Here is a 15531-nt window from a genome sequence, read left to right as displayed (position 1 = left end):
TAGGGTGAGCGCATGAATGATCTGGCCAATTCCCACATGACTACTAATCCTCCCAAGCGCATTGATTTCAATACGCCTGAGCTGCAACGCAAGCGCCGCATTCGCGCGCTCAAGGATCGCTTCACCCGCTGGTACGTCCTCGTTGGCGGTCTCGCGGTGCTGGCAGCCATCACCCTGATCTTCTTCTTCCTCGCCTACGTGGTTGCGCCGCTGTTCAAAGGTGCCGACCTGACTGCGAAAGATGCCATTACTCCCGCGTGGATGCAGGACGCTGGCAAGCCGCTGATGATTTCGCTCGAAGAGCAGAATCAGGTGGCGATGCGCGTTTCCGACAAGGGTCAGGCGCTGTTCTTCGACATCGACAATGGCGCTGAATTGAAGCGCGTCGATTTGCCGGTTCCGGCCGGCACTACCGTAACCTCCATCGGCGAAGACCAGCCAGGTCATCCGCTGGTAGCCGTCGGCCTGTCCAACGGCCAGGCGCTGGTGTTCCGTCACACCTATAAAGTCAGCTACCCCGACGGCAAGAAAACCATCACCCCGGCCATCGAATACCCGTACGGCGAGACGCCGATCGCGCTGAACGAAGCCGGCGGTGCGCTTGAGCACGTCAGCCTCAACGCGACCGACACAACCCTGATGCTGGTGGGTTCGACCGGTTCGCAACTCAACGTTCTGTCGCTGACCAGCGAAGAAAACATGATGACCGGCGAAGTCACCAACGAGCAGAAGCGCATCGAGCTGCCGCAGATGACTGAACCGGTAAAAAACATCTTCGTCGACCCGCGTCAGCAATGGCTGTACGTGGTCAACGGGCGTGCCCAGGCCGACGTCTTCAGCCTGCGCGACAAGAGCCTCAACGGCCGCTACAAACTGCTGGAAAACGCTGACGCCGAAGTCACCGCGACCACGCAACTGGTCGGTGGTATCTCGCTGATCGTCGGTGACTCCAAGGGTGGTCTGGCCCAGTGGTTCATGGCCCGCGATACCGATGGCGAGTTGCGTCTGAAGCAGATCCGCACCTTCCAGATGGGCACGACGCCAATCGTTGAAATCACTGCTGAAGAACGCCGCAAAGGCTTCCTCGCCCTCGATGCCAGCGGCAAGCTCGGCGTGTTCCACAGCACCGCGCACCGCACTTTGCTGGTTGATCAGGTGGTGGAAGGCCAAGGCCTGTTCGGTCTGTCGCCACGCGCCAACCGCGTGATCGTCGAAGCCGGCGGCAAGCTGCAACCGCTGCTGCTCGACAACCCACACCCGGAAGTTTCGTGGAGCGCGTTGTGGAGCAAGGTCTGGTACGAAAACTACGACGAGCCTAAATACGTCTGGCAATCGACCGCCGCCAACACCGATTTCGAACCGAAACTGAGCCTCTCGCCACTGACCTTCGGCACCCTGAAAGCCGCGTTCTACGCGATGCTGCTGGCCGCGCCGCTGGCCGTCGCCGCTGCAATCTACACCGCGTACTTCATGGCCCCGGGCATGCGCCGCAAGGTCAAACCGGTGATCGAACTGATGGAAGCGATGCCGACGGTGATCCTCGGTTTCTTCGCTGGCCTGTTCCTCGCACCTTATGTCGAAGGGCATCTGCCGGGCATCTTCAGCCTGCTGATGTTGCTGCCGATCGGTATTCTGGTCGCCGGTTTCACCTTCAGTCGCCTGCCTGAGTCGATCCGCCTGAAAGTCCCGGACGGTTGGGAAAGTGCGCTGCTGATCCCGGTGATCCTGTTTGTGGGCTGGCTGTCGCTGTACATGAGTCCGTTCATGGAGAACTGGTTCTTCGGCGGCGACATGCGCATGTGGATCTCCCACGACCTGGGCATCACCTACGACCAGCGCAACGCTCTGGTAGTCGGTCTGGCCATGGGTTTTGCGGTGATCCCGAACATCTATTCGATTGCCGAAGATGCCGTGTTCAGTGTGCCGCGTGGCCTGACCCTCGGCTCGCTGGCTCTCGGCGCCACGCCATGGCAGACCATGACCCGCGTGGTCATCCTGACCGCCAGCCCGGGCATCTTCTCGGCATTGATGATCGGCATGGGCCGTGCGGTCGGCGAAACCATGATCGTGTTGATGGCCACCGGTAACACCCCGGTCATGGAAATGAACCTGTTCGAAGGTCTGCGCACCCTGGCCGCCAACGTCGCGGTGGAAATGCCGGAGTCGGAAGTCGGCGGCAGCCACTACCGCGTGCTGTTCCTCTCGGCGCTGGTGCTGCTGCTGTTCACCTTCGTCATGAACACCCTGGCAGAACTGATTCGTCAGCGTCTGCGCAAGAAATACTCGTCGCTTTAAGCAAAGGTAGAAGTCTGTGAAACAGAACTCCCTGAAAGGATGGTTCAAGAGCGGCGCCCCGGGCGTCTGGATCAGCGGTGGCGCGGTGTCCATCGCGGTCATCATGACCATTGGCCTGCTGGCCGTGATTGCCGTGCGCGGTCTCGGTCACTTCTGGCCGGCGGATCTGATCCACGCCAGTTACGACGTGCCGGGCCAGGCCCAGCACCTGGTCGTCGGTGAAGTGGTACAGAAGGAAGAAGTCCCGCGTGCCCGACTGAAGAGCGCTGGTTTGCCAGTGCCGGATCAGGGCCCGGAATTCATGACCCGCGAGCTGATCAAGGTCGGCAACCGTGACTTGAACGGCAACGACTTCACCTGGATCGTCGGCGAGTGGCTGACCAACCAGACCACGCCGCCAGAGTTGATGGCGATCGAACGTCGCGAGTGGGGCAACTTCTACGGCTATCTGGTCAACGTCAAACAGGACGGCAAAGTCATCGCCGAGGGCGAGGCTGCATGGCCTGAGCTGCAGGCGCGGATCAACCGTGTGAACGGCCTCGCTGCACAGCTCAAGTCGCTGGAAAAGACTGACATCGGCGCGATTAACGCAGGTCTGGAGCGCATCCGTCTGCACGGCCGCAAACTGGAACTGGAAGGCAAACTCGACGCCACCGCGCAAGCGGACATGGAGTCCGAGCGCGCCGAGCTGAACGCACGTTATCAGGACATCGAAGCGCGGCTGGCCGATCTGCATGCGCAGTTCAACCGTGATGCCTTGACCGCTCGCGATGCCAACGGCAAAGAGATCGAAATCGGTCTGGGCAAAGTGGTTCACGCCTATCAGCCGAATGCGATGAGCACCTTCACCAAGGTCGGTTTCTACTTCAGCAAAATCTGGGAATTCCTCTCGGACGACCCGCGTGAAGCGAACACTGAAGGCGGGATCTTCCCGGCGATCTTCGGCACCGTGATGATGACCCTGATCATGGCGATGATCGTGACCCCGTTCGGTGTGCTGGCGGCGGTGTACCTGCGTGAATACGCCAAGCAGAACACCCTGACGCGGATCATCCGTATCGCGGTGAACAACCTCGCCGGTGTTCCGGCGATCGTTTACGGCGTGTTTGGTCTGGGCTTCTTCGTTTACGTGTTGGGTGGTTCGGTCGACCGTTTGTTCTTCCCTGAAGCGCTGCCGGCACCGACCTTCGGTACACCGGGTCTGCTCTGGGCTTCGTTGACCCTGGCGCTGCTGGCGGTGCCGGTGGTGATCGTGGCCACCGAAGAAGGTCTGGCGCGTATCCCGCGCACCGTGCGTGAAGGCTCGTTGGCCCTCGGCGCGACCAAGGCTGAAACCTTGTGGAAGATCGTTATCCCGATGGCCAGCCCGGCCATGATGACCGGCATGATCCTCGCGGTGGCCCGTGCCGCCGGTGAAGTGGCGCCGCTGATGCTGGTGGGTGTGGTGAAACTGGCGCCGTCGCTGCCGGTGGATGGCAACTACCCGTACCTGCACCTGGATCAGAAAATCATGCACCTGGGTTTCCACATTTATGACGTTGGCTTCCAGAGCCCGAACGTCGAAGCGGCCCGTCCGCTGGTGTACGCCACGGCGCTGTTGCTGGTGCTGGTGATCGCCACGCTGAACCTTTCGGCGGTGTATATCCGTAACCACCTGCGCGAAAAATACAAAGCTCTAGACAGTTAAAACCAATCCTGTGGGAGCTGGCTTGCCAGCGATGCAGGCGACGCGGTGTTTCAGTTACACCGCGGTGATGCCATCGCTGGCAAGCCAGCTCCCACAGGGATCGCGACAAAAACTGAATTTGCGTTACCCGCTGGTTTGGCCAGTGGTTCAACGAACCGAATTTGTTAGCACAGGGAGCCTCCCATGCAGCACGAAACACATACCCACGGCATCAACATGTCTGCCCTGGGCCGCGACAAGCAAAGCCTGAACCTGGCGCAGGAAACCGTGGCCATCGAAGTACCCGGCCTGAGTCTTTACTACGGCGAGAAACAAGCGCTGTTCGACGTCAGCATGAACATTCCGAAACAGCGCGTGACTGCGTTCATCGGCCCGTCCGGCTGCGGTAAGTCGACCTTGCTGCGCACCTTCAACCGCATGAACGATCTGGTTGACGGCTGCCGTGTTGAAGGCGCGATCAACCTCTACGGCAACAACATCTACCGCAAGGGCGAAGACGTCGCCGAGTTGCGCCGTCGCGTCGGCATGGTGTTCCAGAAGCCCAACCCGTTCCCGAAAACCATCTACGAAAACGTGGTGTACGGCCTGCGTATCCAAGGCATCAACAAGAAACGCATCCTCGACGAAGCCGTTGAGTGGGCACTCAAAGGCGCGGCGCTGTGGGACGAAGTCAAAGACCGTCTGCACGACTCGGCACTCGGCCTGTCCGGTGGTCAGCAGCAACGTCTGGTGATCGCACGTACCATCGCGGTGGAGCCGGAAGTGCTGCTGCTCGACGAACCGTGCTCGGCCCTCGACCCGATCTCGACGCTGAAAGTCGAAGAGCTGATCTACGAGCTGAAATCCAAGTTCACCATCGTCATCGTGACCCACAACATGCAACAGGCCGCGCGGGTGTCCGACTACACGGCGTTCATGTACATGGGCAAACTGGTGGAATTCGGCGACACCGATACCCTGTTCACCAATCCGGCGAAGAAGCAGACCGAAGACTACATCACCGGTCGTTATGGCTGACAGTTGCGGGTTACTCACAGTACTGACGCTGCGGCCCACCGCACCTTACCGGACGCTCCAAGGACGCCAACATGATTAGTAAAGAAGGCCTTACCCACCACATCTCCGCGCAGTTCAACGCCGAGCTTGAGGAAGTGCGCAGCCACCTCCTGGCCATGGGCGGGCTGGTCGAGAAGCAGGTCAACGACGCGGTGACCGCGCTGATCGAGGCCGACTCCGGCCTGGCTCAGCAGGTGCGCGAGATCGATGACCAGATCAACCAGATGGAACGCAACATCGACGAAGAATGCCTGCGCATTCTGGCCCGTCGTCAGCCGGCGGCGTCTGACCTGCGTCTGATCATCAGCATCTCCAAGTCGGTGATCGACCTTGAGCGCATCGGTGACGAAGCGACCAAGATCGCCCGCCGCGCGATTCAGCTGTGCGAAGAAGGCGAAGCGCCACGCGGTTACGTCGAGGTTCGCCACATCGGCGACCAGGTGCGCAACATGGTTCGCGATGCGCTGGACGCGTTTGCCCGTTTCGACGCCGATCTGGCGCTTTCGGTGGCGCAGTACGACAAGATCATCGACCGCGAATACAAGACCGCCCTGCGTGAACTGGCGACCTACATGATGGAAGACCCGCGCTCTATCTCGCGGGTCTTGAGCATCATCTGGGTGCTGCGTTCGCTGGAGCGGATCGGCGATCACGCGCGCAACATCTCCGAATTGGTCATCTACCTGGTGCGCGGCACCGACGTGCGCCACATGGGCCTCAAGCGCATGAAAGAAGAAGTTGAAGGCACAAGCGGCGAAACCGCTAATGTTCCGGGCGATGCTGACGATAAGTAAGATTGCCTGAGAAAAGCGCCCGGCCCTTTGGCCGGGCGTTTTTGTTTAGGGCGCATCGAATTGAAAAGCAGCACCCGCGAACGAAAAGTCCCGGCGTGACTGAAGATTGTTGGCAATGTGCCATCAGTAAAAGCGGTATGCTTGCCGGGATTTTTATAGGGGTGTTGGATGAGCAAGATCAGTGTGTTGGTCGTGGACGACGCTTCGTTCATTCGTGACCTGGTAAAAAAGTGCCTGCGTAACTACTTCCCCGGGATCCGCACCGAGGACGCCGTCAACGGTAAAAAAGCTCAAGCGATGCTGGCCAGAGAAGCCTTCGACCTGGTCCTGTGCGACTGGGAAATGCCGGAAATGTCGGGCCTCGAACTGCTGACCTGGTGCCGCGAGCAAGACAATCTCAAGACCATGCCGTTTGTCATGGTCACCAGCCGTGGCGACAAGGAAAACGTCGTGCAGGCGATTCAGGCCGGCGTGTCCGGCTACGTCAGCAAGCCGTTCACCAACGAGCAACTGCTGACCAAGGTCAAGCAGGCGCTGAACAAGGTCGGCAAGCTCGACACCCTGATGAACAGCGCACCGACCAAGATGAACTCGGCGTTCGGCAATGATTCGCTCAGTGCGTTGACGGGCGGCAAGCCTGCCGTCGTTGGTGGCGCTCCGGCGGCCGCAGCGGTCAATCCGTTCGCCAAGCCTGCCGCTGCTGCGCCGGCACCCGCCGCTGCGCCGTCTCGTGGCCTGCTCAACAGCCCGCCAGTGCAGGCACCTGCCGCGTCGAAAGCGCCGGCCGGTGGTCGTGGTCAGGGCCAGTTGCGCCTGCCAAGCGGCAACCAGCAGTGCGTGATCAAGGCCCTGAGCATCAAGGAAGCGCTGTTGGTGGTGAAACGCACCGACACCCTGCCGCAGATCCTCGACAGCGCTGTGCTCGATCTGGAGCAGGGCGACAACGCCGAAATCGCCCGCCTCAATGGCTATCTGCACGCCATCGTCGCCCACGAGCAGAAAGCCGACAGCGACTGGCTGCAACTGACGTTCCGCTTCGTCGATCAGGACGCGCAGAAACTCGATTACATCTCTCGTCTGATCGCCCGCGGTACGGCGCAGAAGCACTTCGTTCCGGGCGCGTAACACAGTTTTACGCTGATCGTTCCCACGCTCTGCGTGGGAATGCCTCAACCGGACGCTCCGCGTCCTCTCGCATGGGACGCAGAGCGTCCCGGGCTGCATCCCCACGCAGAGCGTGGGGACGATCATTTGAAACATCTGTCGACTAGCTTGGTCTGTCTCAGCTGCTAGGCTCTCTTCCAGGCCTTACTTCGACAGACTCTTGCCCATGCTCGCGCGCCTGCTGTTTTTCTGTGGTCTTTTCATGGCCTCCACCTCGGCTGTGGCCATGACCATTTACAAATCCACCGATGCCAACGGCGTGGTCTCGTACAGCGACCGTCCGAGCAAAGGCTCCCAGGTGTTCGTGTTTCAGGACCGCATGGTCGAACGCCTCGAACGGCAGGTGTACCTCGACATCAAGAAGCAGAAGGGCGCCGACGTGGTGTTTGTGCGCAACGACCTGTATGCGCCGGTAGAGGTAGCACTGGCGTTTACCGGAATGAGCAACGTGCGTGGCGCACCGGCGCAAACCATCCGCCGGGTACTGCCGGCGCGCAGTAATACGCGCCTGGCATTGCTGACAGCGGTTTCCGGTAAGCAGCCGCTGGTGTACACGCCGCAATTTCACTACTCCCTCGGCGACCCTGCCGGAACCGCACAGGGCTATCGCTATCCGCTGCCCTGGCGCGGTGGGCCGTTCCGTCTGAGCCAGGGCGCCAACGGCCAATACAGCCACTACGGGCCGAAAAACAAGTACGCAATGGACATCGCCATGCCGGTCGGCACGCCGATTATTGCGGCACGGGCAGGGGTAGTGGTGAAAACCGAGAATTCACAGAACGGGCGCGGCAACGATGCGTCGGGCAATTTCGTTCGGGTACTGCACGATGACGGCACGATGGGCGTGTACCTGCATCTCAAGCAGGGCTCGGTGAGCGTGCGCGAAGGGCAAAGGGTGACGGTGGGCAGTCCGCTGGCGCTGTCGGGCAACACCGGCAACAGCAGCGGCCCGCATCTGCACTTTGTAATACAGCGCAACAGCGGCGCGGGGCTGGTGTCGATTCCCTATCAGTTCAACCAGCCGGTAGGGGCGTTGCCCAACTTTGCGTTGGGCAAACAATAAACACACGAGGGATCAGATGTGGATGGCTTTTGTGGCGAGGGGATTTATCCCCGATGGAGGGCGCAGCCGTCCCAAAACCATTGGATGCTTGTGTCAGATGCTACACGAATGCAGATTCAGGGCCGCTTCGCAGCCCATCGGGGATAAATCCCCTCACCACAGAAGCGTCCCCCAGAACACCCATCAATCCAGCATCAACACCTTCGCCAACACAATCTTCGGCCCCTTCATCTTCTTTATGATGATTCGCAGGCCTTCGACTTCCAGCACTTCTTCCTCTTCCGGCACCCGTTTCAGGGTCTCGTAGACCAGCCCGGCAAGGGTTTCCGCTTCGATGTGGTCAAGGTCGATACCCAGCAGACGTTCAACCTTGAACAACGGCGTATCGCCGCGTACCAGCAGCTTGCCCGGCTGATAGGCGAGGATCCCGCGCTCAGCCTTGCGGTGTTCGTCCTGAATGTCGCCGACCAGCACTTCCAGCACGTCTTCCATGGTCAGGTAGCCGATGATGTTGCCGTCAGCCTCCTCGACCACGGCGAAGTGCGAGCCGCCCTTGCGGAACTGTTCCAGCAACTGCGACAGCGGCATGTGCCGCGACACGCGCTCCAGCGGACGGGTCAGCTCGGCCAGGTTGAACGACTCGGGGATGTGATCCAGCGCCGCCAGTTCCAGCAGCAGATCCTTGATGTGCAGCAGGCCGACGAACTCCTGGCGCTCGCTGTCGTACACCGGATAACGGCTGAACTTGTGGCGACGGAACATCGCCAGGATTTCTTTCAGCGGCGCGTTGAATTCCAGGGTGATCAGGTCTTCCCGGGAGTTGGCCCAGTCGACCACTTCCAGTTCGCCCATTTCCACGGCCGAGGCCAATACGCGCATGCCTTGGTCGCTCGGATCCTGGCCACGGCTGGAGTGCAGGATCAGTTTCAGTTCTTCGCGGCTGTAATGGTGTTCGTGGTGCGGGCCGGGTTCACCTTGGCCTGCGATACGCAAAATGGCGTTGGCGCTGGCGTTAAGCAGGTAGATCGCCGGGTACATCGCCCAGTAGAACAGGTACAGCGGCACCGCCGTCCACAGCGACAGCAGCTCGGGTTTACGGATCGCCCACGACTTGGGGGCCAATTCGCCGACGACGATGTGCAGGTACGAAATGATGAAGAACGCGGTGAAGAACGACACGCCTTTGACGATCTCCGGCGATTGCACGCCGACCGCGCTCAGCAGCGGTTCGAGAATGTGCGCGAACGCCGGCTCACCGACCCAACCGAGGCCGAGGGAGGCGAGGGTGATACCGAGCTGGCACGCCGAGAGGTACGCATCGAGCTGACTGTGTACGGTGCGCAGAATGTGTCCGCGCCAGCCGTTCTGATCAGCGATGGCCTCGACCCGGGTCGAGCGCAGTTTGACCATGGCGAACTCTGCCGCAACGAAGAAGCCGTTGAGCAAAACCAGGATCAGAGCAAAAAGGATCATGCCGAAATCGGCGAATATTGTTGCGAGGGACAAGCCAGGGGAAGGGTCCATGATGGAGTTTTGCGGGTTCCGTGTGATTCAAGAGAGGTAAAAGCCGCGCCTGAAAGGCAGGCACAAGTCAGCCAATGTAGCGGCTGACATGGCGATTGCCTAGTGGTGAGTGCCGGTCGGTCTTACTCGGTGGCGCTGATCGCCCGCGCTTGAGCCACTTGAGCCGGGGCGAAATGGCAGGTAAACGTGCTGCCATGACCGGGCACGCTACTGATCTCCATGCGTGCGCGGTGGCGCAGCAGCACGTGTTTGACGATGGCCAGGCCGAGGCCGGTGCCGCCGGTGTTGGAGTTGCGGCTGGAGTCGACGCGGTAGAAGCGTTCGGTCAGGCGCGGCAGGTGTTTGCTGTCGATGCCTATGCCGGAATCCTGCACGCTCAAGTGCGCGCCCTGATCGTCGCCCCACCAGCGAATGCGGATGTTGCCCTCGGCCGGGGTGTACTTCACCGCGTTGAATACCAGATTGGAAAACGCGCTGCGCAGTTCCGCCTCGCTGCCCTTGAGCAGCAGGCTGGCGTCGGCTTCGAGGGTGATGCGCTGGTTTTTCGAGCCGGACAATTGCTGCGCATCGCTCTTGATCGATTGCAGCAGCGTATCGACCTGTACGGGTTGGTTGTCCGACGGGTAATCAGTTGCTTCCAGTTTCGCCAGCAGCAGCAAGTCGTTGAGCAGCGTTTGCATGCGCCCGCCCTGTTGCTGCATCTGCTGCAAGGCACGGCTCCAGCGCGGGTTCACTTCTTCGACGTTGTCGAGCAGGGTTTCCAGATAACCGCAGATCACCGTCAACGGCGTGCGCAGTTCGTGGGAGACGTTGGCGATGAAGTCTTTGCGCATCTGTTCCAGCTGATGGATGCGCGTGACGTCGCGCACCAACATCAAGTGTTCGTTGTTGCCGTAGCGCGTGAGATACAACTGAATGCGCACGCGGTCGTTGGTCGGCGAGGGGATTTCCAGCGGTTCGGCGTAGCTTTCCTGCTCGAAGTACTCCTTGAAGCGCGGATGCCGCACCAGGTTGGTCACCGGTTGGCCGCTGTCTTGCGGGGTCTTGAGGCCGAGCAGGGTTTCGGCGGCGCGGTTCCACCATTCCAGATTGCCGTCGCTGTCGAGCATGATCACCGCGTCTTTCAGTGCAGCGGTGGACTCCTGGACCCGGTCGATCACCGCTTGCAGGCGCCCGCGCACCCGTTGGTCGCGGCGTTGCAGGTGATAGATGCTGTCGAACACTTCGCCCCACAGGCCATAGCCGTCGGGCGGTGCTTCATCGGGTTGATGCAGGCGCAGCCATTCGTGCAGACGCAGTAATTGCTTGAGCGTCCAGGCCAGGTAAATCCCCAGACCCGCCGCGAGGCTCCAGCCGTAGTAGCCGCTGATCAGGCCGATCACCAGGCAAACGGTGACCAGCAACAGCATGTGGCGAATCAGGGTGCCATGCCAGTTTTGATTCACGGGAAATACGGTCCTTGTCAGCGAGTCTGGCGGTCGGTTCAGGCCTTGGTGGAAAACCGGTAGCCCGTGCCGCGCACGGTTTGTACCAGATTTTCGTAGGCGTCGCCGAGCGCCTTGCGCAGGCGTCGGATGTGCACGTCGACGGTACGCTCTTCAACATAGACGTTGCCGCCCCAGACCTGATCCAGCAACTGGCCACGGGTGTAGGCGCGTTCCTGGTGGGTCATGAAGAATTGCAGCAGACGGTATTCGGTCGGGCCCATCTCGGCCGGTTTGCCGTCGATGGTCACGCGGTGGCTGATCGGGTCGAGCAACAAGCCGCCGACTTCGATCGGCGCTTCGCCATCGGTCGGGCCGGCGCGGCGCAGCACGGCTTTCAGGCGTGCCACCAGTTCGCGGGGGGAAAACGGTTTGGTGATGTAGTCGTCGGCGCCGACTTCCAGACCCTGGATCTTGTTGTCCTCTTCGCCCTTGGCGGTGAGCATGATAATCGGGATGTCCCCGGTCAGCTCATCACGTTTCAGACGACGGGCCAGCTCGATGCCGGAGGTGCCGGGCAGCATCCAGTCGAGCAGGATCAGGTCCGGTTTACGGTCAACGATGATGGCGTGCGCCTGCTGCGAGTTCTCCGCCTCGAGGCAGTCATAGCCGGCCATTTCCAACGCAACGGCGATCATTTCGCGAATGGGCGCTTCGTCGTCGACGATCAGAATGCTCCTGCCAACCATGCCTTAATCCTCTTGTCATTTAACTGTCTTGCGCCGCATTAGATAACGGAATTATTGCAGTCGTGTGACAGTATTTTAGTCCGGCGGCGATTGTACGGATCCTGAACTAAGCTCTAAGTCCGAATCCTGACAACCACAAAAGAAGGTTTCCATGACTCAAATGACTGTTTCTTTCAAAGCCCTGTTGATGGCTGCTGCCCTGACTCTGCCTGGATTTGCGCTGGCTGCCGAGCCGGCCATGATGAAGGACGGAATGATGGTTGATCACAAAGGCATGACCGTTTATACGTTCGACAAGGACGCTGGCGGCAAGTCGATGTGCAATGGTGATTGCGCCAAGAACTGGCCACCGATGATGGCGCCGGCGGGTGCCAAGGCAGAAGGCAAATGGACGGTCATCAAGCGCGATGACGGCATGATGCAGTACGCCTACGATGGCAAGCCGCTGTACACGTTCGTGAAGGATGAAAAGCCTGGAGAAATGAAGGGCGATGGCATGAAGGACGTGTGGCACGTCGTTCACGAATCACAAAAATAACCGCAATCTCCCTGTGGGAGCGAGCTTGCTCGCGAAAGCGGTGTGTCAGTTAACCAATTTGCTGACTGACACGACGCCTTCGCGAGCAAGCTCGCTCCCACATGTTTAAATTCTTATCGCAACGCGTAATCCAGCACGATCCCGACAAAAATCGCCAGCCCGGCCCAATGGTTGTGCAAAAACGCCTGGAAGCAGCGCATCCGGTCCTTGCTGCGGGTGTACCAGAACTCCCACGCATAACACCCGGCAGCCACCAGCAAGCCGAGATGGAACCAGACGCCCAGCTCAAATTTCGACCCCGCCAGCAGCAGGCAGCCCAGCGACAACGCCTGCAAGCTCAGGATGATTACCCGGTCCGCCTCGCCGAACAGAATCGCCGTCGACTTCACGCCAATCTTCAAATCGTCATCGCGGTCCGTCATCGCGTAATAGGTGTCGTAACCCACCGTCCACAGCAGATTGGCGATCCACAGCAGCCACGCCGCCGCCGGCAACTCGCCCGTCTCGGCAGTGAACGCCATCGGCATGCCCCACGAAAACGCCGCGCCCAGCACCACTTGCGGGTAATAGGTGTAGCGCTTCATGAACGGGTAGGTGAATGCCAGCGCCAGACCACCCAGCGACAGCCAGATGGTCGGCGCATTGGTGCACAACACCAGCAGGAAACTCACGCCCATCAGCAGCGCGAAGAACACCAGGGCTTCTTTCGAGCTGATCTTGCCGCTGGCCAGTGGTCGCTGCGCGGTGCGTTTGACGTGGCCGTCGACCTTGCGATCAGCCCAGTCATTGATCACGCAACCACCGGCGCGGGTCAGCACCACGCCGAGGACGAAAATCACCACGTTGGCCAGCGACGGTGAGCCTTTGCCAGCTATCCACAAGGCCCACAGCGTCGGCCACAACAGCAGGTAAATGCCGATCGGCTTGTCCATGCGCGTCAACTGAATGAAATCCCAGGCACGCGGGTTCAAGCGATTCAGGGACTTGAGCAGGCTCTGATACATCAGCAGTTCTCCGGATGGGCGCGGACGGCGCTCCACAGGCTCGGCAGGAAGATTTCGGCAACCAGAACGCTCAGCGCGCCACGATCGAAACGCGAGCGTCGACCCCACAATTCAGGGGCGCGGGAGACTGGCGGCAGCCAATGTTCCGGGTAGTGGCAGACTTCGATGGCGCGGCGCTGAAAGGCGTGATCGCAAAACAGCAATTCGCCCAACGAACGGCTGCCCAACTCATCCATGTGCAAGCCGTCGCCTTGCAGGGCTGCGCGCGAGGCCACGCTGCGGGCAAACACCCAGGCCTCGCCATGGCCACGCAAATACACCTCGCGCACCCAGCCTTCGCTGCCTTCGGCCAGGTCCAGTGCTGCACATTCGTCCGCGCGCAAGGTGTCCCAGCCTTCGAACAATGGCGTGACGCTGAAGCCATCGTTGGACAGACGGGTCAATCGGCGGGTCAGCGAACCTTCGTCGAACAGCCAGTCGAGGGTCGACGAATCGGGGAGCGGGGACAGTTGGCTTTGAGTCAGCCAGAGCGGGGCCGGGCAAGGATTAGTCTGTTGCACAATGAGTCATTATTGGCCGCAAATGAGGCGGCGAGCTTACCATGGCGGGCGGCGATATTGATTGATCCGGGTCGCCGTTGCGCCGAACAGGCTTGCATCTGCCCGGTTCGATCAGTACAAAACGCGCTGAGCCGGACGGCAACGCAGCACCCATCGACCGTCCGTGCCGGCAAAACAGCCTGAACCCTGAGGAAGTACCTGAATGAAGAAGTGGCAATGTGTGGTCTGCGGCCTGATCTACAACGAAGCCGATGGCTGGCCGGATGACGGCATCGCACCGGGCACCCTGTGGCAGGACGTGCCGGAAGACTGGCTGTGCCCGGACTGCGGCGTCGGCAAGATGGACTTCGAAATGATCGAAATCAACTGAGAAAAACCAAGGAGTAAGGCATGAACGCACCTGTCGTAATCGTCGGCACCGGGCTTGCGGGCTACAACCTGGCCCGGGAGTTTCGCAAACTCGATAGCGAAACCCCGTTGCTGCTGATTACCGCCGATGACGGCCGCTCTTACTCCAAGCCGATGCTCTCCACCGGTTTCGGCAAGAACAAGGACGCCGATGGCCTGAGCATGGCCGAACCGGGCGCCATGGCCGAGCAATTGAAAGCCGAAGTGCGCACCCACACGCGCATCAGCGGCATCGACGCCGGCCACAAGCGCCTGTGGATCGGCGAAGAAGCGGTGTACTACCGCGACCTGATCCTCGCCTGGGGCGCGGAAACCGTGCGCGTGCCGATTGAAGGCGATGGCGCGGATCTGGTGTTCCCGATCAATGATCTCGAAGACTACGCACGTTTCCGCGCAGCGGCGGCCGGCAAGCGTCGGGTGCTGTTGCTCGGTGCCGGCCTTATCGGCTGCGAATTCGCCAACGACCTGATCCTCGGCGGCTACGAGGTGCAACTGGTTGCACCGTGCGAGCAGGTCATGCCGATGTTGCTGCATCCTGCTGCGGCGGCAGCGGTGCAGGCCGGGCTGGAAAGCCTGGGCGCCAAATTTCACCTCGGCCCAGTGCTGACCCGTCTGCAGAAAGTCGCCGATGGTCTGGAAGCGCACCTGTCCGACGGCCAGGTCATCCCGTGCGACGTGGTGGTCTCGGCGATCGGCCTGCGCCCACGCATCGATCTGGCGGCGGCTGCCGGCGTGCAGGTCAATCGCGGTGTCGTGGTCGATCGGCACCTGAAGACTTCCCACGCCAATATCTATGCCTTGGGCGATTGCGTCGAGGTCGACGGGCTGAATCTTTTGTACGTCATGCCCCTCATGAGCTGTGCGCGAGCGCTTGCACAAACCCTCGCCGGAAACCCGACGGCGGTGAGCTACGGCCCAATGCCGATCACCGTGAAAACCCCGGTGTGCCCACTGGTGGTTTCGCCGCCACCACGCGGCAGCGAAGGCGTCTGGACCGTTGAAGGGCAGGGCGCCGACATCAAGGCCCTGTGCCACAGCGCCGACGGTCAGTTGCTCGGTTATGCGCTGACTGGCGCGGCGGTGATGGAAAAACTCGCACTGAACAAACAGCTTCCGCCCCTGCTGGCGTAAATACTGGTCGTTCTGTCGGAATCACCCCGCTTTTGCCCCCACAAAGGTCGCGGGGAGACTGGCGCCGCCGGTATCCGCGTGCCATTCTCACTCCCGTCTGCCGCAGAGTAGAGCCTGCGGCGCCTTGGGCGCTG

General features: G+C 60.7%; 14 protein-coding genes. 9 read left to right on the top strand and 5 right to left on the bottom strand.

Annotated features, from left to right (window positions below; translation table 11 throughout):
* The first annotated feature begins 261 nt into the window (after positions 1–261).
* The 6 genes from ACVVH8_RS29605 to ACVVH8_RS29580 all read left to right on the top strand — a co-directional run bounded on the left by ACVVH8_RS29605 (position 262) and on the right by ACVVH8_RS29580 (position 8059).
* Positions 262–2295, top strand: coding sequence for an ABC transporter permease subunit (locus ACVVH8_RS29605; protein ID WP_401304098.1), 2034 nt, complete (start codon positions 262–264; stop codon positions 2293–2295).
* 16 nt (positions 2296–2311) lie between these two features.
* Positions 2312–3982 (top strand): phosphate ABC transporter permease PstA, encoded by a 1671-nt coding sequence (gene pstA, locus ACVVH8_RS29600; RefSeq protein ID WP_103302699.1) that lies wholly within the window; start codon positions 2312–2314, stop codon positions 3980–3982.
* A 183-nt stretch (positions 3983–4165) separates the two neighbouring features.
* Positions 4166–4999, top strand: a complete 834-nt coding sequence (gene pstB, locus ACVVH8_RS29595) for a phosphate ABC transporter ATP-binding protein PstB (protein ID WP_103302696.1) — start codon at positions 4166–4168, stop codon at positions 4997–4999.
* Between the two features lie 71 nt (positions 5000–5070).
* Positions 5071–5832, top strand: a complete 762-nt coding sequence (gene phoU / locus ACVVH8_RS29590) for a phosphate signaling complex protein PhoU (protein ID WP_007954334.1) — start codon at positions 5071–5073, stop codon at positions 5830–5832.
* A gap of 168 nt (positions 5833–6000) precedes the next feature.
* Positions 6001–6957, top strand: coding sequence for a response regulator (locus tag ACVVH8_RS29585; protein WP_201229384.1), 957 nt, complete (start codon positions 6001–6003; stop codon positions 6955–6957).
* Between the two features lie 205 nt (positions 6958–7162).
* Entirely contained in the window at positions 7163–8059 is an 897-nt protein-coding gene (locus ACVVH8_RS29580) for a peptidoglycan DD-metalloendopeptidase family protein (RefSeq protein WP_475227732.1), read from the top strand.
* Between the two features lie 183 nt (positions 8060–8242).
* Here the strand turns inward: ACVVH8_RS29580 and ACVVH8_RS29575 are convergent, their stop codons facing one another.
* The 3 genes from ACVVH8_RS29575 to phoB all read right to left on the bottom strand — a co-directional run bounded on the left by ACVVH8_RS29575 (position 8243) and on the right by phoB (position 11756).
* Positions 8243–9583 carry a hemolysin family protein gene (locus tag ACVVH8_RS29575; protein WP_007920256.1) on the bottom strand — a complete coding sequence of 447 codons (1341 nt, stop codon included), beginning with the start codon at positions 9581–9583 and terminating at the stop codon, positions 8243–8245.
* A gap of 122 nt (positions 9584–9705) precedes the next feature.
* A complete protein-coding gene (gene phoR / locus ACVVH8_RS29570) occupies positions 9706–11028 on the bottom strand; it encodes a phosphate regulon sensor histidine kinase PhoR (RefSeq protein WP_103302691.1) in 1323 nt (440 codons plus the stop codon).
* 38 nt (positions 11029–11066) lie between these two features.
* Positions 11067–11756 carry a phosphate regulon transcriptional regulator PhoB gene (gene phoB, locus ACVVH8_RS29565; protein WP_007896474.1) on the bottom strand — a complete coding sequence of 230 codons (690 nt, stop codon included), beginning with the start codon at positions 11754–11756 and terminating at the stop codon, positions 11067–11069.
* A gap of 151 nt (positions 11757–11907) precedes the next feature.
* On the opposite strand from phoB, the gene ACVVH8_RS29560 reads away from it, so the two are divergent.
* On the top strand, positions 11908–12294 hold the full coding sequence (locus ACVVH8_RS29560; protein WP_475227729.1) for a COG4315 family predicted lipoprotein: 387 nt from the start codon (positions 11908–11910) through the stop codon (positions 12292–12294).
* A 113-nt stretch (positions 12295–12407) separates the two neighbouring features.
* Here the strand turns inward: ACVVH8_RS29560 and ubiA are convergent, their stop codons facing one another.
* Positions 12408–13298: a 4-hydroxybenzoate octaprenyltransferase gene (gene ubiA, locus ACVVH8_RS29555; protein ID WP_103302687.1), complete on the bottom strand. Its 891-nt coding sequence runs from the start codon at positions 13296–13298 to the stop codon at positions 12408–12410.
* Positions 13298–13858 carry a chorismate--pyruvate lyase family protein gene (locus tag ACVVH8_RS29550; protein ID WP_103302685.1) on the bottom strand — a complete coding sequence of 187 codons (561 nt, stop codon included), beginning with the start codon at positions 13856–13858 and terminating at the stop codon, positions 13298–13300. The genes ubiA and ACVVH8_RS29550 overlap by 1 nt, the downstream gene beginning before the upstream one ends.
* 202 nt (positions 13859–14060) lie before the next feature.
* On the opposite strand from ACVVH8_RS29550, the gene ACVVH8_RS29545 reads away from it, so the two are divergent.
* Together ACVVH8_RS29545 and ACVVH8_RS29540 are read left to right on the top strand one after the other, a co-directional pair.
* Positions 14061–14228 (top strand): rubredoxin, encoded by a 168-nt coding sequence (locus ACVVH8_RS29545; protein WP_007954349.1) that lies wholly within the window; start codon positions 14061–14063, stop codon positions 14226–14228.
* A gap of 20 nt (positions 14229–14248) precedes the next feature.
* The gene (locus ACVVH8_RS29540; RefSeq protein ID WP_475227726.1) at positions 14249–15397 is read left to right on the top strand and encodes an NAD(P)/FAD-dependent oxidoreductase; all 1149 of its coding nucleotides are present in this window, start codon (positions 14249–14251) and stop codon (positions 15395–15397) included.
* The last annotated feature ends 134 nt before the right edge of the window (positions 15398–15531 follow it).

Source organism: Pseudomonas trutticola BRTCR10, from assembly GCF_056155105.1.
The sequence above is the reverse complement of the archived record's forward strand: the minus strand, read 5'-3'. Positions and strand labels throughout refer to the sequence as shown.